26 protein-coding genes and 1 tRNA gene are annotated in these 25,477 nt (G+C 70.0%); 22 read left to right on the top strand and 5 right to left on the bottom strand.

Going from position 1 to position 25,477, the window contains the following annotated elements; all coding sequences use genetic code 11:
* The first annotated feature begins 75 nt into the window (after window positions 1-75).
* The 4 genes from ACIA5D_RS12275 to ACIA5D_RS12260 all read left to right on the top strand — a co-directional run bounded on the left by ACIA5D_RS12275 (window position 76) and on the right by ACIA5D_RS12260 (window position 2,223).
* Entirely contained in the window at window positions 76-462 is a 387-nt protein-coding gene (locus ACIA5D_RS12275) for a response regulator transcription factor (protein ID WP_396029930.1), read from the top strand.
* 11 nt (window positions 463-473) lie between these two features.
* On the top strand, window positions 474-902 hold the full coding sequence (locus ACIA5D_RS12270) for a PleD family two-component system response regulator (protein WP_396029929.1): 429 nt from the start codon (window positions 474-476) through the stop codon (window positions 900-902).
* Window positions 903-1,063: 161 nt separating this feature from the next.
* Window positions 1,064-1,165, top strand: a complete 102-nt coding sequence (locus tag ACIA5D_RS12265) for a hypothetical protein (RefSeq protein WP_396029928.1) — start codon at window positions 1,064-1,066, stop codon at window positions 1,163-1,165.
* A gap of 8 nt (window positions 1,166-1,173) precedes the next feature.
* The gene (locus ACIA5D_RS12260) at window positions 1,174-2,223 is read left to right on the top strand and encodes a winged helix DNA-binding domain-containing protein (RefSeq protein WP_396029927.1); all 1,050 of its coding nucleotides are present in this window, start codon (window positions 1,174-1,176) and stop codon (window positions 2,221-2,223) included.
* A 513-nt stretch (window positions 2,224-2,736) separates the two neighbouring features.
* On the opposite strand, the gene ACIA5D_RS12255 is transcribed toward ACIA5D_RS12260, so the two are convergent.
* Together ACIA5D_RS12255 and ACIA5D_RS12250 are read right to left on the bottom strand one after the other, a co-directional pair.
* Window positions 2,737-2,809: transfer RNA gene (locus tag ACIA5D_RS12255), tRNA-Ala, on the bottom strand.
* A gap of 52 nt (window positions 2,810-2,861) precedes the next feature.
* The gene (locus ACIA5D_RS12250; RefSeq protein ID WP_396029926.1) at window positions 2,862-3,419 is read right to left on the bottom strand and encodes a YqgE/AlgH family protein; all 558 of its coding nucleotides are present in this window, start codon (window positions 3,417-3,419) and stop codon (window positions 2,862-2,864) included.
* Between the two features lie 125 nt (window positions 3,420-3,544).
* On the opposite strand from ACIA5D_RS12250, the gene ACIA5D_RS12245 reads away from it, so the two are divergent.
* From ACIA5D_RS12245 to ACIA5D_RS12230, 4 genes are all read left to right on the top strand, one after another.
* A complete protein-coding gene (locus tag ACIA5D_RS12245; RefSeq protein ID WP_396029925.1) occupies window positions 3,545-4,336 on the top strand; it encodes an S-methyl-5'-thioadenosine phosphorylase in 792 nt (263 codons plus the stop codon).
* 69 nt (window positions 4,337-4,405) lie between these two features.
* Window positions 4,406-5,782 carry a polyprenol phosphomannose-dependent alpha 1,6 mannosyltransferase MptB gene (mptB, locus tag ACIA5D_RS12240; protein ID WP_396029924.1) on the top strand — a complete coding sequence of 459 codons (1,377 nt, stop codon included), beginning with the start codon at window positions 4,406-4,408 and terminating at the stop codon, window positions 5,780-5,782.
* Window positions 5,779-6,951 (top strand): glycosyltransferase 87 family protein, encoded by a 1,173-nt coding sequence (locus tag ACIA5D_RS12235; protein WP_396029923.1) that lies wholly within the window; start codon window positions 5,779-5,781, stop codon window positions 6,949-6,951. Before mptB ends, ACIA5D_RS12235 begins: the two co-directional genes overlap by 4 nt.
* Before the next feature lie 44 nt (window positions 6,952-6,995).
* Entirely contained in the window at window positions 6,996-8,030 is a 1,035-nt protein-coding gene (locus ACIA5D_RS12230) for an LCP family protein (RefSeq protein WP_396029922.1), read from the top strand.
* Here the strand turns inward: ACIA5D_RS12230 and ACIA5D_RS12225 are convergent.
* Together ACIA5D_RS12225 and ACIA5D_RS12220 are read right to left on the bottom strand one after the other, a co-directional pair.
* Complete coding sequence (locus tag ACIA5D_RS12225; protein WP_396029921.1) at window positions 8,027-8,578, bottom strand: hypothetical protein; 552 nt, start codon at window positions 8,576-8,578, stop codon at window positions 8,027-8,029. The two genes, ACIA5D_RS12230 and ACIA5D_RS12225, sit on opposite strands and share 4 nt — an antisense overlap.
* 74 nt (window positions 8,579-8,652) lie before the next feature.
* Window positions 8,653-9,048, bottom strand: coding sequence for an XRE family transcriptional regulator (locus ACIA5D_RS12220; RefSeq protein WP_396029920.1), 396 nt, complete (start codon window positions 9,046-9,048; stop codon window positions 8,653-8,655).
* Between the two features lie 147 nt (window positions 9,049-9,195).
* Between ACIA5D_RS12220 and ACIA5D_RS12215 the strand changes: the two genes are divergently transcribed.
* From ACIA5D_RS12215 to ACIA5D_RS12175, 9 genes are all read left to right on the top strand, one after another.
* Window positions 9,196-9,459 carry a hypothetical protein gene (locus tag ACIA5D_RS12215; protein WP_396029919.1) on the top strand — a complete coding sequence of 88 codons (264 nt, stop codon included), beginning with the start codon at window positions 9,196-9,198 and terminating at the stop codon, window positions 9,457-9,459.
* Window positions 9,460-9,523: 64 nt separating this feature from the next.
* Window positions 9,524-10,501, top strand: a complete 978-nt coding sequence (locus ACIA5D_RS12210; protein WP_396029918.1) for an ATP-binding cassette domain-containing protein — start codon at window positions 9,524-9,526, stop codon at window positions 10,499-10,501.
* Window positions 10,498-11,340, top strand: coding sequence for an ABC transporter permease (locus ACIA5D_RS12205; RefSeq protein WP_396029917.1), 843 nt, complete (start codon window positions 10,498-10,500; stop codon window positions 11,338-11,340). The genes ACIA5D_RS12210 and ACIA5D_RS12205 overlap by 4 nt, the downstream gene beginning before the upstream one ends.
* A 48-nt stretch (window positions 11,341-11,388) precedes the next feature.
* A complete protein-coding gene (locus ACIA5D_RS12200; RefSeq protein WP_396029916.1) occupies window positions 11,389-11,826 on the top strand; it encodes a hypothetical protein in 438 nt (145 codons plus the stop codon).
* Window positions 11,817-12,434 (top strand): class I SAM-dependent methyltransferase, encoded by a 618-nt coding sequence (locus ACIA5D_RS12195; RefSeq protein ID WP_396029915.1) that lies wholly within the window; start codon window positions 11,817-11,819, stop codon window positions 12,432-12,434. Before ACIA5D_RS12200 ends, ACIA5D_RS12195 begins: the two co-directional genes overlap by 10 nt.
* 129 nt (window positions 12,435-12,563) lie before the next feature.
* A complete protein-coding gene (locus tag ACIA5D_RS12190; protein WP_396029914.1) occupies window positions 12,564-14,519 on the top strand; it encodes an arabinofuranosyltransferase in 1,956 nt (651 codons plus the stop codon).
* A gap of 67 nt (window positions 14,520-14,586) precedes the next feature.
* Complete coding sequence (locus ACIA5D_RS12185; RefSeq protein WP_396029913.1) at window positions 14,587-15,603, top strand: aldo/keto reductase; 1,017 nt, start codon at window positions 14,587-14,589, stop codon at window positions 15,601-15,603.
* Between the two features lie 80 nt (window positions 15,604-15,683).
* Complete coding sequence (locus ACIA5D_RS12180; RefSeq protein ID WP_396029912.1) at window positions 15,684-16,823, top strand: glycoside hydrolase family 88 protein; 1,140 nt, start codon at window positions 15,684-15,686, stop codon at window positions 16,821-16,823.
* Window positions 16,824-16,868: 45 nt separating this feature from the next.
* A complete protein-coding gene (locus ACIA5D_RS12175; protein ID WP_396029911.1) occupies window positions 16,869-17,531 on the top strand; it encodes a VanZ family protein in 663 nt (220 codons plus the stop codon).
* Here ACIA5D_RS12175 and ACIA5D_RS12170 read toward each other — a convergent pair.
* Entirely contained in the window at window positions 17,507-18,352 is an 846-nt protein-coding gene (locus tag ACIA5D_RS12170; RefSeq protein WP_396029910.1) for a methyltransferase domain-containing protein, read from the bottom strand. The two genes, ACIA5D_RS12175 and ACIA5D_RS12170, sit on opposite strands and share 25 nt — an antisense overlap.
* A gap of 106 nt (window positions 18,353-18,458) precedes the next feature.
* On the opposite strand from ACIA5D_RS12170, the gene ACIA5D_RS12165 reads away from it, so the two are divergent.
* The 5 genes from ACIA5D_RS12165 (at window position 18,459) to ACIA5D_RS12145 (ending at window position 25,244) form a co-directional block, all read left to right on the top strand.
* Window positions 18,459-21,353 carry an AAA family ATPase gene (locus tag ACIA5D_RS12165; RefSeq protein WP_396029909.1) on the top strand — a complete coding sequence of 965 codons (2,895 nt, stop codon included), beginning with the start codon at window positions 18,459-18,461 and terminating at the stop codon, window positions 21,351-21,353.
* A 374-nt stretch (window positions 21,354-21,727) separates the two neighbouring features.
* Complete coding sequence (locus tag ACIA5D_RS12160) at window positions 21,728-22,018, top strand: hypothetical protein (protein WP_396029908.1); 291 nt, start codon at window positions 21,728-21,730, stop codon at window positions 22,016-22,018.
* Window positions 22,019-22,370: 352 nt separating this feature from the next.
* Entirely contained in the window at window positions 22,371-23,378 is a 1,008-nt protein-coding gene (locus ACIA5D_RS12155; protein ID WP_396029907.1) for an alpha/beta fold hydrolase, read from the top strand.
* A gap of 94 nt (window positions 23,379-23,472) precedes the next feature.
* Window positions 23,473-24,255: a hypothetical protein gene (locus ACIA5D_RS12150; protein ID WP_396029906.1), complete on the top strand. Its 783-nt coding sequence runs from the start codon at window positions 23,473-23,475 to the stop codon at window positions 24,253-24,255.
* Window positions 24,252-25,244: an LLM class flavin-dependent oxidoreductase gene (locus ACIA5D_RS12145; RefSeq protein WP_396029905.1), complete on the top strand. Its 993-nt coding sequence runs from the start codon at window positions 24,252-24,254 to the stop codon at window positions 25,242-25,244. Before ACIA5D_RS12150 ends, ACIA5D_RS12145 begins: the two co-directional genes overlap by 4 nt.
* Window positions 25,245-25,477 lie beyond the last annotated feature (233 nt).

Genomic DNA, 25,477 nt, shown 5'->3' with positions numbered 1-25,477 from the left:
TGCAACCAAGATCTCGTTCAAGGGCCACCTTCCACGGTCGATCAGCCGGACAGCCGAGCCGTGAAAGGACCCCGGATGAACCAGAATTTGATCCTCATCGCCGAGGACGACGCCGACATCCGCGACATGCTCACCGTCGCCCTCGAGCAGGCCGGCTACCGGACCGTCGCCGCCAAGGACGGCAACACCGCGGCGCGCATCCTCACGGTGGCCAAGCCGGTCGGGCTGATCACCGACGTACGCATGCCGGCCCTCAACGGGATGGAGCTCTGCCAGCTCGCCCGCCGTCACCCGGACGTCCGGGACACCGCGATCCTGATGATCTCGGCGAACGCCCACGCCTACGACGTGGACGCCGGGCTCGGCGCCGGCGCCGACCGGTACCTGCCGAAGCCGCTCTCGCCGCGCTGGCTGGTCACCGAGCTCCAGGACCTGATCACCAACCGACACCCTTCTCTTTAAGGCGGCTTCGGATGACCACGGACTTCGTCTCGGCTCTCACCTCGGCGCCCATCTCGGCGCCGCCCAGCCCGACCATCCTCATCGCGGACGACGATGACGACGTGCGCGACGTCATCGCGTTCAAGCTCCAGGTCGCCGGGTACCGCACGCTGAGCGCCGACAACGGCCGCTCCGCCCTCAGCCTCGCCGTCGAGACGCGCCCCAGGGTCGTCATCCTCGACGTGACCATGCCCCAGCTGGACGGCCTCAGCGTCTGCCACGAGCTGCACGTCCGGCCCGAGACCGCGCAGATCCGGGTCCTCATGATCAGCGGGAACGGGCGCCCGAGCGACCTCGACCTCGGCTTCTCCGCCGGCGCCGACGACTACCTGCCCAAGCCGTTCAGCCAGCGCGAGATGCTGCGCCGGGTGAACTGGCTGCTGATGTCCTCCGGTCGCTGATCCCGGATGCACCGGACCCTCGGATTCGCCGCGGTCCACCTCCTGGCCACGTACGCCGGGAGGTTGACCGTCATGGACGAGACGAACCTCAGCCTGGTCTGGCCGGCGCCGGTTCGGACTACGCCGGCACCGGCCTGGGGCTGGCCATCTGCAAGCGCATCGTGGAACGCCACGGCGGCACGATCACCGCCACCCCGGGCGATTCCGGCGGCTCTCGCATGACCTTCACCCTGCCGCCGGCCCGGCCTTTGGTGGCACGCTGACTCTCGCCATGCGAGTTCTGAGTCGGCGAGAGCTCGGGCGGGCCCTGCTCGCCCGCCAGATGCTGCTGGAACGCGCCGGCGTCACGGCCGAAGAGGCGGTCACCCGCCTGGTCGGCATGCAGGCCCAGTCCCCGACCGCCCCCTACTTCGGGCTCTGGTGCAGGCTGCGCGACTTAGACCCCGCGTCGCTGGCCGACGCGCTGAACGGCCGCCGCCTCGTCCGCGTCGCCCTGATGCGCAGCACCATCCACCTGGTCACTCCCGCCGACTACCGCGCGTTGCGGCCGTGGGCCCAGCCCGCCCTGGACCGCGAGCTGAACACCGCGTTCAATCAGGCCCTCGCCGGCCTGGACCGCGCGGCCGTGGCGGAGGCGGGCAGGGAGTTGCTGAGCACACGGCACCTCACCCCCAAGGAGCTCGGGGCCGCGCTGCACGAGCGATGGCCCGACCGCGACCCCCACGCGCTCGCCACGGTGGTGCGCAATCTGGTGCCGCTGGTCCAGGTCCCACCCCGGGGCGTCTGGGGCGCCGGCGGCGCCACCCGCTACGCGACCGCGGCCGACTGGGCCGGCGTCGAGCCCGCCCCGGAGGCCGACGCCGAACAGATCGTTCTGCGCTACCTGGCCGCGTTCGGCCCGGCCTCGGTCAACGACTGCCAGACCTGGTCGGGACGCACCCGCCTGCGGCCCGTCCTGGAGGCCCTGCGCCCGCGGCTGGCGGTCTTCCGCGACGAGCACGGGATCGAGCTGTTCGACCTCCCCGATGCCCCGCGGCCGGGCGGCGACGTCCCCGCTCCGGTCCGCTTCCTGCCCGAGTTCGACAACGTGCTGGCCTCACACGCCGACCGCACCCGCGTGGTCTCGGAGGACGCCCGCAAGCGGGTGGCGATACGCAACGGCATGTACGCCACTCTGCTGGTGGACGGCGAGGTGACCGGCGTGTGGCAGCTCCGCAAGGGCACCCTCGAGATCGACCTGTTCCGCCCGCTGACCGCCACCGAACGCGCCGAGGTCAACGCCGAGAGCGCCCGGATGCTCCGGCTGGCAGCCCCCACGTGATCGATGGGCCCTAGGACCGCACGGCGAATCCGGACCGTCATGTCGGATGCTCGGGCTCCCAGCGGCGAGTCCGGTCTACCTGTCGTCGGCGCGGCCCGACTCCGCTGTTCCACGCCAGCCGACGAGCGGCTTGCGTGTCCGGGCCAAAGCGGCAGCGGCGGCCCCGGAAACGCGCTCTGTCGGCGGCGTGAGCGGCCCGTATCGGGCCGCCTTGAAGACGTACAGAAAGTTTGAACAAGACATCCACGGCCGCCAGGCAGCTGGTGTCGTCGCCGCACCGCGACAGCGACAGCGGGCTCAACATCTAGTCAACCGACGCCCGGGCACGCATCCAAAGCCGAGCCAGCGTCCCCGAACAATCCGGCACACATCTGGCATGGCCGCCCACCGCGAGCGAGCCGCCCAGAGCAACCATCGCAACGCGGGGTTTCCGGGGGCTCGGCCCCCAGAGCAGATATGACGAGAGCGACCCGGTTCGCGCTTCCCGCGAACACAGATCGCCCATCGCTCTCGTGGAGCTGAGGGGACTCGAACCCCTGACCCCCACACTGCCAGTGTGGTGCGCTACCAGCTGCGCCACAGCCCCTTACCGCCCCCGGTCGCCCGGACACGGAAGAAATACTACACACCCCGCCGGGTCAGTTCAGGAGGGGGTCGGGCGGGAAGTGGGCCACCGCCGCCAAGATGTCGCCCTGCCGGCGCAGAACCATCGCCCAGAGATCATCAGGACGGCTGACGAAGGCGTCGCCGGGGAGGGCGTCGAGCAAGAACCACGAGCCCGCCGCGATCTCCTCCTCGAGCTGCCCCGACGACCACCCCGAATAGCCCGCGAAGACCCGGATGCCGGCCACGCTGTCGCGGATGCGGTCGGGGTCGGCGGACAGGTCGACCGTGCCCAGGGCGCCGGAGACCTGATGGAAGCCGCTGAGCCGCTTCTTCACGTCGGGGCGGGTGCGGGCCAGGCAGATCGCCGACTCGGGCTGTACCGGGCCGCCCTCGAAGAGCACGGCGGGGTCGCCGGCCAGCTCGCCCCAGGGGCCCAGAACGTCGGACACGGGGACCTCGGTCGCCCGGTTGAGCACGACGCCGAGGGCGCCGCCTGACTCGTGGGCCACGAGCAGCACGACCGTACGGTCGAAGTTCGGATCTTTCAGGGTCGGGGTCGCCACCAGCAACCTGCCGGTCATCGACTCCATCGACCGGCCTCCGATCCGCTGACCCTCGCTATACACGGGCTGCCCACAGCGCCCGGGGGTCGTCTTCCACCAACGCCATGCTCAGCACATTAGCCCGTGATTCCGGGCCTCGATAAGGTCTGCCCATGAACGCAGCGGCGGAGATCGGTGTCATCGGCGGCTCGGGGCTGTACGCGCTCCTGGAGGGCGCCCAAGAGGTGGAGGTGTCCACCCCCTACGGTCCGCCGTCGGATCCGATCACGGTGGCCGAGGTGGGTGGCCGCCGGGTGGCGTTCCTGCCCCGTCACGGGCGTGATCATCGTTACCCGCCGCACAAGATCCCCTATCGGGCGAACATCTGGGCGCTTCGCGCCTTGGGCGTACGTCAGATCGTCGCACCCTGCGCCGTGGGCGGGCTCCGGCCCGAGCTGGGTCCGGGCACGTTCGTGGTCCCCGATCAGCTGATCGACCGCACGAGCGGGCGGGTGCAGACGTACTACGACGAGGGCGCGGTGCACGTGAACTTCGCCGACCCGTACTGCCCGGACGGGCGCGCCACGGTGCTGGCGAGTCTCGAGAACGCGGTCGACGGCGGCACCATGGTGGTCGTCGAGGGGCCCCGCTTCTCCACCCGGGCCGAGTCGCGCTGGTTCACCCGGATCGGTGGCGCCGTGGTGAACATGACCGGGCATCCCGAGGCGGTGCTCGCCCGCGAGCTGGCGCTCTGCTACACGACGATCGCCCTGGTCACCGACCTGGACGCCGGCGTCGAGGGCGATCACGGGGTGACCCAGGAGGAGGTGTTCCGGGTGTTCGGGGAGAACACGGAACGGTTGCGCGGGGTGCTCTTCGATGCGGTGACCAGGCTCCCCACCGTACGCAACTGTGTTTGCTCTTCGGCTCTTGACGGCATCAAGATCCCGTTCGCTCTGCCCTGACTCCGATCGGTCACATCGACGACGTTGGTACGTCCACGGCTCGACACCCGTCATTGAGAAGGTGCTGCCGTGCGGAGAGATCATGCCTCGTCGCGCGCCGTCGGGTTCGCCGGTTCGGCCTTGATCGCGGTGGGCGGTCTGGGCGCGGGGGCGTTGCCGATCGGCGTTCCGATGTTCACCGGTGGGCGACATGCCCGGCTCGGTCTGGTCTGTGTCTACAGCGGACTGTTGCTGCTGTTGCTCGCCTGGTGGTGGTACGGCCGGGTGGCCCGCCGCGCCGAGGACCAGAACGGCTGGTGGCACACGCTGGCCCTGTGGGTCGGGCCGCTGTTGCTGGCGCCGCCGATGTTCAGCCGGGACGTGTACAGCTATCTCGCCCAGGGCCTGATGATCGACTCGGGGATGGATGTCTATCGCCACGGGCCGGCGCTGCTCGGCGGGGAGATGGCCGATCAGGTGCCGGCGATCTGGCAGCACACCCCGAGCCCTTACGGTCCGGTGTTCCTGATCGTCGCCAAGATGGTCGCCGGCCCGCACCTCATGCTCGGCATCGTCGCGATGCGCCTGGTCGCGCTGGCCGGTCTGGTCCTGCTGGCCGTCGCGGTACGGGTTCTGGCCCGGTCGGCCGGGGTGAGCCCTTCGGCGGCGATCTGGCTGGCCGTGCTGAACCCGCTGGTGCTGATCCACCTGATCGGCGGCGCGCACAACGACGCGCTCATGGTCGGCCTGCTCGCCGCCGGCCTGGCCGCCGCGGTCCGCCGTCACCCGATCGTGGCGACTTTGCTGGTCGTCGCGGCGGCGCTGGTGAAGGTGCCGGCGGCGCTGGGCCTGATCGCGGTCGCGGCGATCTGGGCGACCCACCTGGCCGGCCGGTGGCCGTGGCTGCGGGCGGCCGGCGCCGTCGGCGCGACCGCGGTGGCCGCGACGGTGGCGATCACCCAGGTGGCCGGGACCGGGTACGGCTGGATCGGCGCCCTGAGCACCCCGATCTCGGCGCAGAACTGGTCGCTGACCGGCCTGCTGGGCCGCTGGACGTCCGGGATGCTGGGCACGACCGCCGCCGCCGACGTGTGGCGCTGGTTCGGCATGCTCGCCGTGGTGATCGTGGCCGCGGTGGTCTGGACCCACCGCGCCCGGCTCGACCCGGTCTACGGCCTCGGCATCGTGCTGGTCGCCGTGGTCGTCTTCGGCCCGGCCATCCGCCCCTGGTACGTCGTGTGGGGCCTGGCCCCGATCGCCGCCGCGGCCGTGCATCGCCGAGTACGCCACCTGCTGGCCGGTTTCTGTGCGGCACTGGTGCTGGTGGTGTTGCCGGACGGGTTCGCCGCGGACGCCGAGCGGGTGCTGCTGGCCGTGCTCGGCGGGCTGATCGGCGTGGCCGCGTTCCTGGTCGTCCACCTCGCGGTCTCCTACACACCGCCGCGCCTCGCCTGGGCGCGCCGATGATCCGCGGGCCTCGGGCCCAGGTCGCGTTGGTGACCTTGGCGGCGATCGCGGTCGCCGTCTTCCTGGCCACCATCCCCACCTTCCGGCACTTCTTCGACCTGGGCGTCTACCGCGGCGCGGTGCGCTACTGGCTGATCGACGGCGGCGACCTCTACGACTTCCGCTACCAGGACACCGAGTACGGGTTCACCTATCCCCCGTTCGCGGCGCTGGCGCTGAGCCCGCTCGCGATCACCTCCTGGCCGGTGGCGGTCGCGGCGGCGGCGCTGCTCAACGCGGGCGCGGTGGCGCTGCTGATCCGCTGGCAGTTCGCGCCGATCCTGCGGCGGCACGGCCGGCCGGTGTGGACGCCGTGCGCGCTGATGTTCCTGGGTTTCCTGGTCTTCGAGCCGTCTCGCGACACCTTCAGCTACGGGCAGGTCAACCTGCTGCTGTTGGTGCTGGTGTGCAGCGATCTACGCAATCGGAAGATGAGCGGCGTCGGCATCGGACTCGCCGCCGCGATCAAGCTGACACCGGTCATCTTCATCGGCTACCTCATCCTGTCCCGGCAGTACCGCCAGGCGGCCACGGCGATCGCGACAGCGGCCGGCGCCACGGTGCTGGCGCTGTTGATCGCGCCGGAGGCGTCCGTCAGGTTCTGGACCGGCGCGGTCTGGGACACGAACCGGATCGGCAAGTTGTATTACGTCTCCAACCAGTCGCTGCGCGGTGTGGTGGCCCGGCTGGACGCGCCGTCGACGCTGTGGCTGGCGGCGGTGGCGCTGGTGGTCGCGTACTGGTGCTGGTGGGTGCGCACCCGCCGGCCCGATCCGCTGACCGGCTTCGCCGTCACCGGCGTGATCGCCTGCCTGGTCAGCCCGATCACCTGGGTGCACCACCTGGTGTGGCTGATCCCGGGCCTGTTCCTGCTGCTCGACCGGGCGATGCGCACGCCGGCGGTCGTGCCGCGGCGGCGTCGCCTCGCGGTGCTGGCGGCCGGGTTCGTCGTCATGAGCAGCAGCATCGTGTGGCTCTGGTGGGCGCATCCGATGGGCTGGGACGCGTTCGCCGGCAGCAACGCGTACGTCTGGATCAGTCTTGTCGTTCTGGCCGCGCTGGCCCGGGAGGCATGGGCCGTCGCGCCCGCCCCGGCTCACGGGATTCACGCGGGGGCCGATAGGTCCTAGGAGCGTCCGCCGGCCGTGGCGACGCCGGACGCGAAGGTGGCGCGGTGGCACGGTGGGCGAAAGTCGTCGTGGTGACCCTTGCCGTCCTGATCGGGCTGGCCGGAGCGGGTTTCGGCACGGCCGTCCTTTATGCCGGGCACCTCGAGGGCGAGGTCGCGCGCGACGACATCCTCGGCCGGGCGTCCGCGCTCCCGCGGATCACCGAGGCACCCGAGTACGTGATCGTCACCGGCCCGTCGAGCGCGCCACCAGCTCTTTCGGGCGCCGGCGAGAACTTCTTGATCCTCGGCGTCGACACTCGCGCCACCTGGACCCAGGGCCAGTCCCGCAGCGACACGATCATGCTGATCCACGTCGACGCGTCGCGCAGCCACGCCGCCGTCGTGTCGATCCCCCGGGACTCCTACGTCTACATCCCGCCCGTGCCCGGTCGATGGGCCGGGGGCAAGACCAAGATCAATGCCGCGTACGCCTGGGGCGGCGCACCTCTGGTCCTGCAGGTGGTGAGCCACCTGACCGGTCTGGCCATCGACCACGTCGTACGCGTCGACTTCGCCGCCATTCGCAAAATCACCGACATCGTCGGCGGGGTCGACGTGAACGTCCGCAAGACGGTCACCGACGGCCGCACCGGCTATCGCTTCCGGGCCGGCGTCAACCACCTCGACGGCAGGCGCGCCGAGATCTACGTCCGCCAGCGGTACGGCCTCGCCCAGGGCGACTTCGACCGGGTCAAGCGCCAGCAGCAGTACCTGCACGCGCTCGGCGACAAGATCCTCTCGATGGGCGTGCTCACCAACCCGATGCGGCTGAACGCGCTGCTCTCCGAGGTGGCGAAGTCGCTGGTCGTGGACTCGGGACTCGACCTGACCGCGACCGCCCGCGAGCTCTCCGGCCTGCGCACCGACGACCTGGACTTCACCACGATCCCGTCGACCGGCTTCGTACGCAGCGCCGCCGGCACCGCGAATCGGCTGGACAAGGCCGGTTGCCGGGATCTCTTCCTGGCGCTGCGCACCGACACGATGGACGCCTACTTCCGCCGCCACCCCGGCTATCAGGCGGTCAGCGGTTCCTAACGTTTCGGGCGCAGGGATCGGACGTTCTGCTGCGGCGGGGGCTCACCCGTCGTCGCCGTACGCATGCCGCTGAGATACCCGTCGGTCTCGCGCCGCTCGCCGTACTCGGAGGTCACCTCGGCCATCCGCTCGGCCAGAGCCTGCATGTCGCGCTCGCGGTCGCTCGCGATCTCGGCACGGAGATCGCCGAGCGCCGCGGCCAGGTCGTCGCCGGTCACGCCCGGCGGCGTCGGCATGGGTTGCTGCTGCCGGAGCTGACGCAGGATCTGGTCGCGGGCGAAGACGACGAGCACCGCGAGCCACGACAGCACGAAGAAGCCGGTCACGATCGAGAAGACGGCCAGCGGGCGCATGACGGGCGGCGGCGGTGGCAGGCCGTTCGGCCCCGGCGCGGGAATCTGACCGGATGGCATCTGGGTCAGCACCGTGACGACGAGCGCGCCGGTGGCGGCCGTGGCGACGATGATGGCGACCACGAGCAGCTTGCTGATCTGGAGGTGCCATCCCCCCAGCGTGGAGTGGTTGTCGGTCCGGGCCCGCTCGGTCACGCGTCGAGGCTAGTGCGCCGCGGCGCATAGCGCGACATCGACCAGCAACAACGTCCCTTTGGGACGCGAATCTGTCACCCGGATTTGCGACGGCGCAGCACTCGGCGGTACGGCTCCAGCATCCGATCGAGGACCGTCTCCAGCGCCTCGCGGTCGGCGCGCGGGATCGGCGAGTCGTCGGCGAGCATGCGGGCGAGCTCGTGGACCAGCGGGTGAGCGGCGGGCAGGGCGGCCGGCGCCGGGCCGTTCAACCGATCCGGGTACGCCGCGAGGACCAGCTCGTTGATGCTTTTGCCCAGCACGGGGGCGATGCGTTCGATCGACCTGATGGTGGGCCGCTGCTCCTCGCTCAGCCAGCGCAGCACCACGGAGGGATCGGTGCCCGCGGCCCTCGCGAAGTGTGTGGGCGTCGGGAACCGGGCGGCCAGGATCGCTTCCTTCAGATAGACCCCGAACCCCGCCGCTGCCATCGGCACAGCATAAGCCGGGTTCTGTGCGACGACGGTCGTCCGCGCGACTGATTGGCTCCGGGGTCGCGCGCTGATACCGTCATTGTCTCGATAACCAACGGGCTCTTTCTTCGAGATCGGGGCTCTTCTTCGAGAGGCGGTGGCACGATGATGATCCTCACGACCGTCGTCGCGTGCGCGGCGCTCCTCCTGTTGCTGCTCTGTCTCGTCGTGGCACGCCGTCGCCGTCCGGCGGCGGTGGCCCTCCCCGAGCCCACCACCCCAGCGGCACCGGGTGCTCCCGTGGCGGCGAGAGCACCCGGTGCGGACTCCTCCGCGCCGCGACGCCGCCGCCACGACAACAGCGGCCTCGGGCACTTCGCCGGCCACGGCACCAACGCGGCCCGCCGCACCTCGCGCACCGCCCGCTGAGGCTGTTTCGAAAAATGTCGTACCAGTAGGGGACTATGGGTCACGCCCAATGAAGGGACGACCCATGAGCTCACCGGCTATCGAGACGACCGGTCTCGTGAAGACATTTGGCGACAACCGCGCGGTCGACGGCGTCGACCTGACCGTGCCCGCCGGCACGGTCTACGGCCTGCTGGGCCCCAACGGCGCGGGCAAGACCACCGTCGTGCGCATGCTGGCCACACTCCTGCGCCCCGACGGCGGGGCGGCGAGCGTGTTCGGCCACGACGTGGTGCGCGAGGCCGACGCGGTCCGCAGCCGGGTCAGCCTCACCGGTCAGTACGCCTCGGTCGACGAAGATCTCACCGGCGCCGAGAACCTGGTCCTGCTGGCCCGCCTCCTCGGCCACTCCAAGCCGCAGGCCCGCGACCGCGCCGCCCAGCTGCTCGAGGCGTTCGGCCTCACCGACGCGGCCGACCGCCAGGTCAAGAAGTACTCCGGCGGCATGCGCCGCCGCATCGACATCGCGGCGAGCATTCTCAACACACCCGACCTGCTGTTCCTCGACGAGCCCACGACCGGCCTCGACCCGCGCAGCCGCAACCAGGTGTGGGACATCGTGCGCGTCGTGGTCGCCAACGGCACGACGGTCCTGCTCACGACGCAGTATCTCGATGAGGCCGACCAGTTGGCCCAGCGCATCGCCGTGATCGACCACGGCCGCATGATCGCCGAGGGCACACCCGGCGAGCTCAAGTCGTCGGTCGGCGCCGGCACCGTCCACGTCCGCCTGCGCGACGCGTCGCAGCGCCCCGAGGCCGAACGGGTGCTCGCCGCGGCCCTGGGCACGACGGTGCAGCTCGAGGCCGATCCGGTGGCCCTGACCGCCCGCGCTTCCGGGTCCGATGTGGGCGCCGCTTCCCAGGCGTCGCGCGCCCTGGCCCTCCTCGCCGACGCCGGCATCGTCGTCGACGACTTCGCCCTCGGCCAGCCGAGCCTCGACGAGGTCTTCCTGGCTCTCACCGACCGTCCCGCTGTCTCTCCGGAGGAGGCCACAGCATGAGCACCACCGCCCAGGAAGCCGTCGCCTACACCCCGTCGCCCGAGACGCTGAACGCCGTGCTGGCCCGCAGCGACCGCCCGAGCCGCCCGAACGCCTTGTCCGCCTCGATGACCTTCGGCTGGCGCGCCATCCTGAAGATCAAACACGTGCCCGAGCAACTGTTCGACGTGACGGCCTTCCCCATCATCATGACCCTGATGTTCACGTACCTCTTCGGCGGCGCCCTGGCCGGCTCCACGAAGGAGTACCTGCAGTTCTTCCTCCCCGGCATCATGGTCACCAGCGTCGTGATGATCACGATGTACACCGGCGTGGGCCTCAACACCGACATCGAAAAAGGCGTCTTCGACCGCTTCCGCACGTTGCCGGTCTGGCGCCCCGCCGCCCTGGTCGGCATGATCTTCGGCGACGTCCTCCGCTACATCCTGGCCGCCACGACCATCATGCTGGTGGGCCTGGCCCTGGGCTTCCGCCCGGCGGGCGGCGTCGTCGGCGTGGTGCTCGGCGTGGCCCTGCTGGTCGTCTTCTCCTTCGCCTTCTCCTGGATCTGGACCATGTTCGGCCTGCTCCTGCGCTCCGAGAAGTCGGTGATGGGCGTGAGCATGCTGGTGCTGTTCCCGCTGACATTCCTCAGCAACGTCTTCGTCGATCCCTCCACGATGCCCGGCTGGCTGCAGGCCTTCGTGGCCGTGAACCCGATCAGCCACCTGGTGACAGCCATCCGCCACATCATGTCCGGCACCCTGCACATGCCGTCGCTGATGTGGACGCTCGTGGCCAGCGCCCTACTGGTGATCGTCTTCGGCACCCTGACCATGCGCCTCTACAACCGCAAATGACGGGCGGCCCTCTGCCCTCTGCGGCTCGGCGATCACATCCCGCTCGGGATGCTCCGGCGGGGTCCGCTGCTCGGCAAGCTTTCGACCCGGGCCGGCGCCCGGCCTGTCTCCCGCCGGTTGCCGAGCCGCGCCCAGGCCCGGCCCTCCTGTGCGGTCGCTTGGATCAGCGCCGAGCCACCCACGGGCCCACGGACTGCGCCTGATCTACTCGTCCAGCGGCTGTTCCAGAACACGATCGGCGCGCTGGAGATGTATGCCGTCTATTTGGGTGATCAACTCGGCTATTACCGGGCGATGGCCGGCGGCGACTGGCTCACCGCCGACGAGCTCGCCGAGCGGACCGGCACCGATGCCCGCTACGGCGAGGAATGGCTGAGCCACCAGGCGGTACGCGAGATCGTCGACGTCGAGGACCTCCAGGCCCAGCCCCGCCGCTGCCCTGCGGGCCGGAGGGCCGGGCTGAGGCGAATCGGCCGGTGTTCGTGAACCTGCTCGGCAAGCAGTGGCTGCCGTCGATCCCGCAGATCGACCGGCGGCTGCGGGCGCCCGGCGCACGTATCGCCGACGTCGCCTGCGGCACCGGCTGGTCCAGCATCGCCATGGCGCAGGCCTACCCGGGAGCGTCGGTGGACGGCGTAGACCTGGACGGCGACGCGATCGAGGAGGCGAAGCGTCACGCGCGGGACGCCGGCGTCGCGGACCGGGTGCGTTTCGAGGCGCGCGACGCGGCCGGCCTCGGCGGCGAGCACCGCTACGACGTGGTGACCGTCATCGAGGCGTTGCACGACATGGCCCAACCGGTGGCGACGTTGCGAACGGCCCGCGGGCTTCTGGCCGACGGCGCGACCGTGCTGGTCGTCGACTCCGCGTCCGGCGAGGACTTCACGGTTCCCGGCACGGAATACGAGCAGCTCGAGTACGGCTGGAGCCTCGTCACCTGCCTGGCGGACGCACGCGAGCCGGGCTCCGCCGCCACCGGCGCCGTCATGCGTCCGCCGACGCTGCGCCGCTACGCCGCCGAAGCCGGCTTCATCGGCGTCCGCGTGCTGCCGATCGAGACCCCTTATTGGCGGTTCTACGAGCTGACTCCTTGAGACTCCAGCAAGCGCGGCGACCCGGGCATGTGGGTCCAAAACCGCGAAAAGAATCATGGGGCAACCCGCTCTGTTCCGGTCAAGTAGGCTACGGCCGCTCGTCCCCCGAACCGCAAAATCGGAGCACAAATGGAACGCCTCCTCGATCCGCCAAACGGACAATCGCCGCAATACGGCGAGTTTGCCAGCGGAGGGGAATCGCCGGAGCAAAAGCCGGACAAGTCAGCCCCAGAACGCGACAACTCCACCACTGGGAATCCGCTCCAGCGGATCTATCCGGCGATTCGGCCCTGGCTGTTCGCCGCGGCCGTCGGGCTCGTCGTGCTGCTCGTCTACTGGGCCGCGGACGCGGCGAACTTCAACCCGTACTCCGGGCGCACCCAGTACGGCCTGCGCACCGCTCCGATCATCGTGGCCGCCCTGGCGGGCGGCGCCGTCTGGTGGGCCCGGCGGCGGGGACAGACCTGGGACTCCGACCTGCTGCCGGCCCTGTTCGGCGGCCTGGCCTCGCTGACCGTCCTGGTCGCCCTGCACGGCACCCCGTTCGACATCTACGGCCTGAACGGCGACCAGACGTTCCGCCAGGAACTGGTCACCCGCTTCGCGGACACGTGGCATCTCGACGACTACATGTACCGCGGACTCCCGGCCTACTACGCGCCGACGTATTTCTGGGTACTGGGCCGCGCCGCCGCGATCACCGGGGCCGAGCCCTGGCACATGATGAAGTACGGCACGATCGCCGTCGCATTCCTCATGCCGATCCTTTCGTACCTTCTCTGGCGCCGGATCGTCACTCCACGGGTCGCCGCGCTCATCGCCGCGGCTTCGCTCATCATTCCCTGGATCAGCGAGCCGTACGCCGCGATTGTGGTCGTCACCTTCCTCCCCTGGTGGCTTCAGGTGGGCCACGGATTGACGCGAAAGGGCCTGCGGCCGACGCACCCGGTGGTGCTCGGACTCATCGGCGCCGTGCTGTTCACGGAGTATTACTACTTCTTCTTCCTCGTGCCGTTCGTCTTTGTCCTGCAGTATTTCGAGGGGCGGCGGCGCGGCGCCTACAACTGGCGCGAGACCGGCCGCACCGCGCTCATCTTCGGCATCGCGGCGCTGGGGTCGGCCGTCTATTGGGCGCCGCTGCTGTGGAACATGTTGACCGCTCCCAACGTCGAGTCGCTCAACAACCGCTGGATCTCGCTGGGCTCCGGCCTGCTCGCGCTGCCGATGCTCGAGCCGTCGGTCTTCGGCGCGCTGTGCCTGATCGGCCTCGTCTTCCTGGTCGTGACGGCGAAGGAAGCACTCTCCCGGGCCATGCTGATCATCCTGGTCGCGCTGTACGTCTGGCAGGTCGCGGGCTTCCCGTTCATGGTCGTCGACAAGCCGCTGATGTCGTTCCGCATGCGCGAGCTGGTGCCGGTGCTGCTGCTCGCCGGGGCGGCGATGGCGGTCGTCCGAGCCTCGAAGTACGCGGTCAACCACATCTCGCGGGACGTGGTGTGGCGACTCGCCGCGACCGGCGGTCTCTTCCTGGCCATCTTCGCCGGCGACCGGTTCATCAGCGCGGTGCTGACCGACGCCCACTACGCCCACGACCAGACCTTGCCGAACGGCAAACTTCCGCCGTACCACACGCCGTCCGCGGTCGTGTTCAAGGCGCCACCCGAGCCGCTGACCAAGGTCATCGATGCCCAATACCGCGGCGAGGGCCACGCCGTCGTCCTCACCGACCGCAACGACGTGATGGCCTTGTATCCGTACTACGGCTTCGTCCAGTACAACGTGAACTACAGCCATCCCACGAGTCAGTTCCACCCCCGGCTCGATTTCCTGCGCGACCTGGCGACCGCGGCCGGCCCCCAGGACTTCGCCGACCGGACCGCCACCAATCCGTACGACAAGATCGACGCCATCGTGCTCAGCTACAAGGACAAGAACACGCTGCGCTTCAGGTTCCGTGACGACGATTTCCCGTTCGGTTCCAACTGGCACGAGATCTTCATTCCGAGGAAGCTGATCCAGCCGCAGTACTTCCAGATCACCGAGGTGAACGGCGTCATGGTCGCCGTCCGCCGCCCGCCGGCCTGACGCGCGAGGCGGCCGTGCGTTTCCGGCGAACGCACGGCCGCGTTCCGCCCCGGCTAGTCTCGCCTGCGTGTCGCCTGATCTGACCGAGCTGAGAGACCTGCTGACGCGACACGCCGGGCAGACCGCCCTGGACCGCGTCACGGTGCTGTCCTCGACGACACCGACCGAGCCGATGACCGGCCTGCTGAGCCCGACCCTCGTCGTGGTCGCCCAGGGTTCGAAGCGCACCACGATCGCCGAGCACGTGCTGACGTACGGGGCCGGGGATTTCCTGATCGCCTCGCTGGACCTGCCGGTCGTCGCGCACGTGGAACAGGCCAGCCGCTCAGCGCCGTACCTCGTGGTCGGTGTTCCGTTGCGCCCCGAGCTGATCGCCGAGCTGGTGCTGCACGTGCCTGCCCATGCTGTTCAGGAAGGCATCGGCTTCGCGGTCGGGCGCGTCACCGGCGACCTGCTCGACCCGCTCGTCCGGTTGCTCCGGCTGCTGGACCGGCCGGCCGACATCCCGGTGCTGGCCGCCGGCATCGAGCGCGAGCTGGTCTGGCGGCTGCTCACCGGTGATCGCCATGCAGGTCGAATACTCCCTGCTGGCCCGTACGCCGGAAGGCGAACTTGCTCCCGATGGCACAGGAGCGCGGCATCGGCGTGCTGCCCTGGGGCCCGCTGCGCGGCAGCCTGTTGTCCGGCAAGTGGTCCCGGGGGCGCCGCCGCCGAGACCACTCGCAGCTGGGTCCGGCCCACCGAGTCCGACTACGCCGTCATCGACGTCCTCGACGAGGTGGCCGCCGAGTCCGGCCACACTCCCGCCGCGGTCGCGCTCTCCTGGGTCCAGAACCGGCCGGCGATCACGTCCACCCTGATCGGCGCCCGCCGGCTCGACCAGCTCCGCGTCAACCTCGACGCCGTCGACGTCGCCCTGACCGCGGACCAGACCGCCCGCCTCGACGCGGTCTCCACCCCGGCGCTCAACTTCCCGGCGGACAACAACCGTACGCTGGCCCCGGACCTGGCCTTTGCCGGAGCAACCGTGGACGGAGCGTCGACCAAGGTGCCCGTGGCCCTGGCCGCCCTGCTCAATCGTTAAGGTCCCTTCCGGTTCCGAGATATTCATGCTTCCATATCTCCGGCCCTTATCTCAGAGCTTGAATTAACCAGGAGTGGCTTGTGAGCGAGATCAGCCGTCGTCAGCTGCTGGCCGGTGTCGCCGGTGCGACGATCCTGCCGGTGACCGGCGCGCTCGCCGGCGCCACACCCGCCGCGGCGGCTCTCCCGGCCTCAGTCCTGCCGTCCCGGGCCGACGTGCTCGCGGTCGCGCGGAGGGTCAACGACCAGTGGATCGGCGCGCACGGCGACCCGGGGAACAACCAGTGGGCACGGGCGACCTACTTCAGCGGGAACATGGCCCTCTATCGGACCACCGGCGAGGCGCGGTACCTGACGTACACCCAGCGGTGGGCGGAGCAGAACAACTACGCGATCAACAACGGCGTGGCCACGCGGCACGCGGACGACCACACCGCCGGGCAGGTCTATTACGACCTCAACGACATCGCGCCCGCGGCCGGCAAGGTCGCCGCGATCAACGAGTCGATCCGCCGGATGGTCCACGGCACGAGCCAGCCGGCCAAGGCGGACGACTGGTGGTGGGTCGACGCGCTGCACATGGCGATGCCGGTGTTCGTACGGGTGGCCCGGCAGACCGGCGACGACGCCTACCTGCAGAAGATGTTCGCGCTCTACACCCACACCAAGCGGACCCGGGCGCTCTACGACTACACCAACGAGCTGTGGTGGCGCGACGAGGGCGCCAAGGCGGCCCGGTCGCCTTCCGGCAAGCTGGTGTTCTGGTCCCGGGGGAACGGGTGGGCGCTGGCCGCGCACGCCAAAATCCTCAATCTCAACCCCGACCTGGGTACGCGGTGGGCCGAGTACCGCTACAACATCCAGGGTTTGGCGCGCTCGCTCGCGAAGGCCCAGCGCACGGACGGCCTCTTCAACGTGAACCTGATCGACCCGGGCCACTTCGGCGGCCCGGAGACGAGCGGGACCGCGTTCTTCGCGTTCGGGCTGGCCTACGGCATCCGCGCCGGGATCATCGACCGGGCGACCTACCTGCCGGTGATCGCCCGGGCCTGGAATGGAATGGTCGCCACGTCGGTGCACGCCGACGGGTTCCTCGGCTACGTCCAGGGTGTGGGCTACGCCCCCGAGTCCAGCCAGCCGGTCACCACGAACTCGACCGCCGACTTCGGGGTTGGCGGCTTCCTGCTGGCCGCCACCGAGGTGGCCAAGCTGACCACCTGACGGCCCTTATGCCACCGCAACAGGTCGCCGTCTTGAATAGGGCCCGTGAACCACAACCGCGCGCGCAGCGTCGTGCTCCTTGGCCTGGCGTTCCTCGGAGCGGCCGCCGCCGTGTTCGTCGTACGGCGGCCGCTCATGATGTCCGCTCCGAGGTGCATGGCCGGGCGGTGGCACGGCTGTTTCGACACGGAGAACGGCGTCCTGCTCATGACGTTGCTCGGGCTGCCGGCGGCCGCGCTGGTGGCCTGGGCCCTGGCGCGTAGCCGGCGCGCCACCGGCGGTTCGCCGGCCTGGCGGATGGCGCTGGCCGAGGTGGGCATGGTCTACGGGACGGTGCCCTTCGTCTGGATAACCCTGATGCCGGGCCCGGGTGCCGGCATCGTTCCCGGCCGGGTGAGCCTGGTGCCGCTTCGGGACCTGCTCACCATGGGGCCGCTCGGGATCGCCGGCAACCTGATGATCTTCGCAGCCCTGGGATTCTTCGCCCCGATGCGGTTCGCGGCGCTGGCGTCCGTACCGCGGATCCTGGCGCTCGGCGCGGGCTGCTCGATCCTGGTCGAGATCGCCCAGTACGTGCTGCAGCTCGATCGGGTGTCCTCCGTCGACGACGTCCTGGTCAACGCCGCCGGCGCCGCGCTGGCCGCGCTGGCATCACGTCGCTGGTGGAACACAACGGCGCGTTCTCAGATCGGCCTGCGAGCGACGTAGGTGTAGTAGCTGGAGCCGGCGAAGAACGTATTGTCCTGGGCTGCTCGGGCCTGGAAGGTCAGCCAGTCGTCGACGACGGTCTGCGGGAGAAGGCCCGATCGAGCCAACAACGGGCCGTACGATGCGGCCATAGCGGGCCAGAATCGACCGGAGCCGATGTTGGCGTAGACGGTGCCGGCCGCCTCGACAAGCTCCAGTCCCGCCGCGGGCAGCAGCCGCGGCATGTCGCGCATGACCCGGGGATTGGCGACGATGAGCTGTATCAACGCGTCCTCGACGGTCCTGGCCAGTACGGCGTCGGGATAGGCGAAGGTCAACGAGGCATAGTCACCGTCGAAGACCGCGACAGTTCCGCCCGGGCTGACCACCCGGCCGGCCTCGCGCAGAACCTGCAACGGATCGTCGAGGTGACTGACGACCGTTTGGAGCGTCACGATGTCGAACTCAGCGTCGCCATGGGGCAGGTGGTGCGCGTCGCCTCTCTGGTAGGTGACGTTGTCGGCAAGACCCTCATCCGCGGTGTGCCGCCGGGCAGCCTCGATCAACGCCGGGCTGTGATCGACGCCGACGATGGCGGCGTCCGGACGGGCCAGGCGCTTGAGGGCGCGGACCTCGATCCCGGTGCCGCAGCCGAGGGCCATGATCCGCCGGGCCTGGGCGAGGGGCAGGCGTCCGAAGTGGGCCTGGGAGACCCGGACGTAGCCCTCGTCGGTTCCGCGGAACTCCAGGCGGGCGGCGATGGCCTCCAACACGTCGGCGTCGGCGGTCGGGGCGAGGCGGAAGATGTCGCGGTCGGTCCGGACTGCGGGCGATGGTGCCATGCCCGCAATGCTCGGCGCGGGCGCCGCCACCCGCATCGTGCGGGGCGCCTTATTTTCCGCCCGCGAGGCCTTATGCCCCGGCGGTGGTCCGGCGACAATTGACCGCGTGCACCCAGCGCCGGGTCAGCTCGTGGGCCGTGCGGTCGAACTTGCCCGCCTGGAGATGGCGTTCGAGGCGGCGGTCATGGCCAGCGGGACCACCGTTCTCGTCACGGGCGAGGCCGGCATCGGCAAGACCCGGCTGGTGTCGGCGCTCGGTGAACGGGCCCGCCGCGCCGGCGCGGCCGTACTGACCGGCCGGTGCCTCGACCTGGTCGGCGCCGGCCTGCCGTACCTGGCCGTCATGGAGGCCCTGCGGGGGTCGACCGAATGGATCGAGGGCGCCCGTCCCGCATTCGTCGCCGAACGGCCGGCAAGTGACGGCAACGAGCCGGACGGCCAGCTGAGGCTGTTCGAGGATGTACGCGGATTCCTCGGTCGTCTCGCGACCACGACGCCAGTGGTATTGATCCTGGAAGACCTGCACTGGGCCGATACGTCGACGCTCGATCTCGCGGGTTATCTCGCCCATACGATCGGCGACTGCCGCATGCTGATCGTGGCCACCTGCCGCGATGACGAGACGCGGCTGGGCGATCCGCTCCCCCGCTTCGCGGCCTCGCTGGTCCGCGCGCAGTCCGCGATCCACGTGCCGCTCTTGCCCCTGTCCGGCGAGGAGACGACGGTGGTGATCGAGCAGGCGCGGGAACACCCGGTTTCGCGCGACGTGATCGAGTCCATCGTCGAGCGATCGGGCGGAAATCCTCTCTTTGCCGAGGAGCTGCTGGGGGCGGCCGAACGCGGCGAGGCGGAGCTGCCGCATCTGCTCCGCGACACGCTCCTGGCGCGTATCGAGCCGCTGGACGCGGACACCCACGCGGTGCTTCAGGTCGCCGCCGCGGTCGGCCGGGACGTGCCGTACGGCGTTCTCGCGGCCGTCGTATCCCTGCCCGAACCCCGGCTGCGAAGGGCGCTGCGACACGCCGTCGAACAACGCGTGCTCGTCGCCGACCAGCGATCCGGCACGTTCCGATTCCGGCACGCGCTACTCGCCGAGGCGGTCTACGCGGGGTTGATTCCCGGCGAACACGAGGAACTGCATGCCCGCATCGCCCGGGCCATCAGTCTGGATAGACCGACGCCGGCGGAGCTCGCACACCATTGGACGGCAGCCCGGCGGCCCGCGGAGGCCCTCCCGGCATCGATCCTGGCCGCTCGCGCCGCGGAAGAGTTGTCCGGACGGGCCGAGGCGCTCGCCCACCTCGAGCGTGCGCTTTCGCTGTGGCCGCTCGTGGAAAGAGCCGCAGATCTGGCCGGGATGTCTCTCGAGGCCGTGCTGAGGTGGGCGGCGGAATTGGCGAACATGATCGGCAGTGGCGTCCGAGCCGCGGAGCTCATCCGGCGCGCCATCGAGCTCCACCAGGACGGTGACGATCCCTTCGACCGGGCCGTCTTGTACGAGCGCCTAGGCATGTACTTGCTGCCCACCGGCGACCGGAATGGCGGACTGGCCGCGCTCGAACGTGCCGTCGAGCTCGTCCCGGAGCACCCGCCGTCGGATCACCGGGTCCGGGTGCTGGCGTCGCTGGGCCAGGCCATGACCCTCTCGTGGCGCTTCACCGAGGCACGGAGCGCCTGCGAGAACGCGATTGCGGCGGCGAAAGCGCTGGGTAACCCTCCGCCGGCGCAGGCCCTGGACATTCTGGGCAACGTCCTGTGTTACCTCGGCGAGGCCGACGAGGGCCTGAAGATCCTGACCGACGCGTGCGCCCGGGAACCGGGGGTGACGACGCCGCGGGATCTCGTGCGTCCGTATGTGTACCACTCCGACGCCTTGACCGCGCTCGGCCGGTTGAGCGATGCGGCCCAGGTGGCGCGCGACGGCCTCGCCCTCGCCCGCCGGCTCGGCGTGGAACGCGGCGCGGGAAACGTGCTCGCCGCCAACGCGGCCGAGGCGCTGCTGGGATTGGGCGACTGGACCGGCGCGGAAAACGTTCTCGCCGACGCGCTACGGTCCGGCGGCCATTTCTGGTCCTTCGGACCGCACTGCCGGCGGGCGCAACTGGCCATCGGGCGCGGCGAGACCGACTGTGCGCGGCGGCACCTCGAGGCCGGGTCGCAGGCCGCCGTGGAGCCGGAGGCCGCGCAGGACTACTACAGCCTCGTGGCCGAGCTGGCCCTGTGGGAGGGCGACCCGGAGGCCGCGGCCGCAGCGGTCGACAACGGCCTGGCCGCGGACACCGGATCGACTCCGCCGCCGTGCGGCGCCAGACTCAGCGCACTCGGCCTGCGAGCCGAGGCCGACCGCATTCAAGTAGCCGCCGCCCGACGCGATCGGGCCGTCGTCGAAACCGCGCGCCACCGGGCCGGGGCATTGCTCACCCGGGCCCGAAGCACGAAGGCCGCCTGGTCGCCCGACATCGCGGCCTGGCAGGCGGTCGCCGACGCAGAGCACAGCCGAGTCGAGCGGCAGGCCGATCCCGACCGGTGGCTCGCCGCCACGCGGGCATGGGATCGCCTCAACCGCCCATACCCCGCCGCCTACTGCCGCTGGCGGCTGGCCGAGGCGCTGCTTTCCACCGAACGCCCCGGCGCGGACTCGCGTCCACCGGCCCGCGAAGCCTTCCGGATCGCCGTGCGCCTGGGAGCCGAGCCGCTGCAACGCGAAGTCGGCCTCCTCGCGCAGCGGGCGCGCTTCGATCTCGATGAGCCGCTCGCGGCCGCATCACCCGATCGGTACGCGGGGCTCGGGCTCACTTCACGGGAAGGCGACGTGCTCGAACTGCTCGCACAGGGCTGCACCAACCGGCAGATCGCCGGCCGGCTCTTCATCAGCGCCAAGACTGCAAGCGTCCACGTGACCCACATTCTCGAAAAGCTGGGCGTATCCCGCCGTTTCGAGGCCGCCGCAATCGCCCAGCGCCTCCAAGACCCGTGGGGCTCAGGGGGCTCGGCCCCCTGAGCCAGCATGACCAGTGGCCCCGGTCCGCGCTTCCGCGCGAACACTGCGACTCAGGCTCGTTCAGAGATCGCGGCCGCCGCCGGAGTCTCCACGGGGCAGGCACACGACACCTTCAATCAGCTCCACCGGGCCGGTTTCCTGGCCCCGGAATCGAGGACATTGGAGCGGACCGATGACCTTCTCGACCTCTGGACGGCCGCATATTTGCCGGGACTTGGCCCGCGACTCGAACTCGCCAGATATCACGGTGACCCCTCTCGGCCCATCAGCGGAGCGGCTCCCGAGCGGCCCGTTTATCGCAGCGGCAAGTCGGCCAAGGGCAGCGGAGTGGTGCGCCCAGCAACGTTGACGGTCTATCTCACTGGTATTCGGAATTGCCCGAGGTGAACGCGTTCCTCTACGACACGGAGGAAGGCGTGGACATCCTGGTTCAGGAAGGCGCGGACTACTCAGTGGCCGCCGCCCGAGCCCTCGGGCGGGACATCGCCGAAGTCCTTGGCAGCCGCACAAGCGAGCTCACCCGAAGCTGGCCGGGCCCGCGAGCAGAGTCGCTCTACCTCGAAATGACCGCGACGGGCGCTCCCACCTGGCCTCGCTCCCCGAAACGCCGCAAGGAACTGGTCCAGGGAATGGAGCGCGGCCTCGGCCTCGACCCAGTCGGCTGAAGCGGGCGAAGATTTCGATGAGAGCGCGCGTCGGAGGGTTTCCTACTGGGTGAGCATGCGGTGGCAAGGTCGATCCGGCCCGGTGCCCTCAGGCCGGGGCCAGGCTTCTCTGCAGGGCCAGATCGTCGCTTCCGACGACTCGACACCCATGTCGTGCTGTGGTGGTTGGACGACGACCCCACTCGGCTGTGTGCAGCGGGCGCGCGCGGCAATACATCATTGAGCCTGTTCGCCGTGCGGTGTTGCCCGTCGACCATGGAGGCCCGCGATGCGTCAGTCCCCATCAAGCTACCTGGAGGACCCGGAGCTGAGGCGAGAAATCCGCTTCTGTGAAGCCGCTCCTGGAGTGCGTGTGGCATACGCGACGGTCGGTCACGGACCTGCACTCGTTGTGCCGTCGGGCTGGATCGGGCATCTCGAGTTGGTGTGGCGAGATCCTGCGGTCCGAGCGTTCTACGCCCCGCTCGCCGCGCGCCGAACCGTGATTTGTTACGACAAGCCGGGGTGCGGGCTGTCCGACGAGTGGCCGGGCCGGCCGACGCTCGACACCGACCTGACGGTGCTCCAGGCGGTTGTCGACCATCTGCAACTAGAACATTTCGACCTGCTCGGCATGTCGGTGGGCGCGCCCGTCTCGCTGGCATTTGCCGCACGCCGGCCGGCACGGGTCGGGCGCCTGGTCGTCTACGGTGGCTACGCCGACGGCCGGCTGATCGCATCGGCGGAGGTCCGTGCGGCGATGCTCGACCTGGTTCGTGCCCATTGGGGGCTCGGCTCGGACGTGCTTGCGAACATCTTCCTCCCCGATGGCAGTACGACGATGAAGGCACAATTCGCTGAGCTACAGCGCGGCTCCGCATCGGCGGAGGTTGCCTGTCAACTGCTGGCGCAGTGCTACGAGGTCCGGGTGGACGACCTGCTGGACCGCATCAGCACACCGACGCTGGTCCTGCACCGAGAGGCGGACCGTGCCATTCCGTACCGGCTGGGACGGGATCTCGCCGTCCGGATCGCCGGTGCCCGGCTGGTAACGCTCGCCGGCAGAAGCCACTTCCCCCATGCCGGCGACGCCCAATCCGTCGTCCGGGCAATCCTGGAGTTTCTCGGCGAGCCCGCGAGCCAACTGCTCCCGGCCTTGTCCGGCCGCGAGTCGAGCCCGCTCACCGCGCGGCAGTCACAGGTCGCGGCACTGATTGCGGAGGGCTTCACCAACCGTCAGATCGCCGAGCGGCTCGGGATCGAGGAGCGCTCGGCCGAGGGTCATGTGGAACGGATCCGCCGACGGCTCGGGGTTCCCTCCCGCGTGCAGGTCGCGGCGTGGTGGATCCACCAATCGCGGGGCGATGAGGTACCGCATTGAGGTACCGACTGGCGTACTTCTCCGCCTGACAGCCAGGTCGGCCTGGCCTAGCGTCGCCAGGACGACCCTGCCGACCGCGAAGGAGACCCACCATATGTCTGCGCCGGCTGAACTGTGTTTCGCGCAGCGCTTCCGCGGTCCACCCGGGGTAACCAACGGCGGCTTCGGCTGCGGATCGCTCGCTGCCCTGCTCGACAGCTCAGCCGATGTGACACTGCGCCGCCCGCTGCCGCTGGAGCGAGCGTTGACGGTTCGCCGGGACGGCGACGGCCTGGTTCTCAGCGACGGCGCCATGTTGCTCGCCGAGGCACGCCCGTCTGCGATCGACGTCGCGCTGGTGATGCCCGCCGACGTAACCGCCGCGCAGGCACGCGCCGCCGCCGGCACGGCGCGCTACTACGCGGACCCGGTGTTCCCGGAGTGTTTTGTCTGCGGGCCGGCCCGCGGTCCAGCCGATGGTTTGCGGATCTTCCCCGGACCGGTCCCCGGCAATGCGATGCACGCCGCACCTTGGACGCTCGACCCTTCGGTTGCCGGCCCGGATAGCCAAGCATGGCCCGAGGTGGTCTGGGCGGCGCTCGACTGCCCCAGTGGGGTCGCCGCCGCGGCGGCGGTCGAACTGCACGCCGACACCGCGGTCGTGCTCGGCCGGATGACGGCCAATGTAGCCGCGTTGCCCAACGCCGGTGACGAGTGCCGTGTGGTCGCCTGGCCACTCGGACACGAGGGTCGCAAACTCACCGCCGGCTCGGCGCTTCTCGGCCCGGACGGCCGCGTGCTAGCTGCGGCCAAGGCACTGTGGATCACGGTTCCGCGTCCCCTCGGCGCGGGTCGGGGGACGCGGCTACAGACGTACGGCCGGGGGATACCCGAATGACCATGAAACGCCGCGGCGTTGCGCTGACCCCGATGGAAACACGCCCCGACATCATCGTGCGGACCGCCCAACTCGCCGACGAACTGGGCTACGAGGTGTTCGCACTGCCCGAAGGCTGGGGATTGGACTCCACCGCCACAGCAACCGAAATCGCACTGCGCACGCGACGGATCACGGTCGTGTCCGCCATCCTCTCCATCTGGGGACGCACTCCGGGCACGCTCGCGATGACCGCCGCGACGCTCCATCGAATCTCGGGGGGTCGCTACATCCTCGGCCTCGGCGCCAGCACCAAAGCGCTCGTCGAGGGGTTCCACGATCTGCCCTTCGTCCATCCGGCCGCGAAACTGCGGGACGTCACCGCGAAGGTCCGCGCACTGCTGACGGGTGAACGTGCCCGGCTGGATCCCGCATCCACAGCGCGGCCGCTCCGCCTCGGCCAGCCGGCCGTACCGGATCTGCCGATCTGGCTCGCGGCGACCGGCGACCACACCGTCCAGGTTGCCGCCGAGTTGGCCGATGGCTGGTTTCCACTGTTCGTCGCGCGGGACCGGGTCGCCGGCCAGCGACCGGAACTCAACCGGGTACGCGCGGCCGCCGGCCTCTGGAAGACGCCACTCACCGTCGCCGCCGGTCCGATGACCGTCGCAGATGACGATGCCGACACCGCCCGATCGCTCGTGGCAAGCACCATAGCCTGGTACCTGTGCGCCATGGGCGACGTGTATGCCCAGGTGGTCGCCAAACAGGGCTACGGCGACGCTGTCCAGGCCATCCGCGCGGCGAACCCTCGTCCCAGCCCGGCACACGGCATCGTTCCCGGCAACGCTCAAATCGTCCTCGACCAGTTCACCGCGTACGGCACGCCCGATCAGGTCCGCGACAACTTGGAGCGCTGGGACAGTGCGGTCGACATACCGATGATCGGCCTCCCGCCTGGCCTCGGCTGGCCGGCCATCGAGACGACATTGCGGGCCGCCGCACCATGACCGTGATCCGGTGTCAGCGCCGCAACGCTTGACCGCCTTCCTCGCGCGCCGCGCCTGTCCACGTTCGCCTCCCTACAGCAACGGCGACGCGCGCCGCATGTCGCGGTCGCCAACCTTCCAGTCGCACTACGGACACCGTTCCCGCTGGTCAGCACGTGTCTCGCCTCCTAACGTTGTGCAGGAGTGATTGTGGGGTGACGGATATGTCTGGTCAACGAGGAATCGTCACCGCG

The organism is Actinoplanes sp. NPDC051513, from assembly GCF_044454685.1.
Taxonomy (GTDB): Bacteria; Actinomycetota; Actinomycetes; order Mycobacteriales; family Micromonosporaceae; genus Actinoplanes.
Note: the sequence above shows the minus strand (reverse complement) of the source record. Positions and strands in the feature narration are given on the sequence as shown.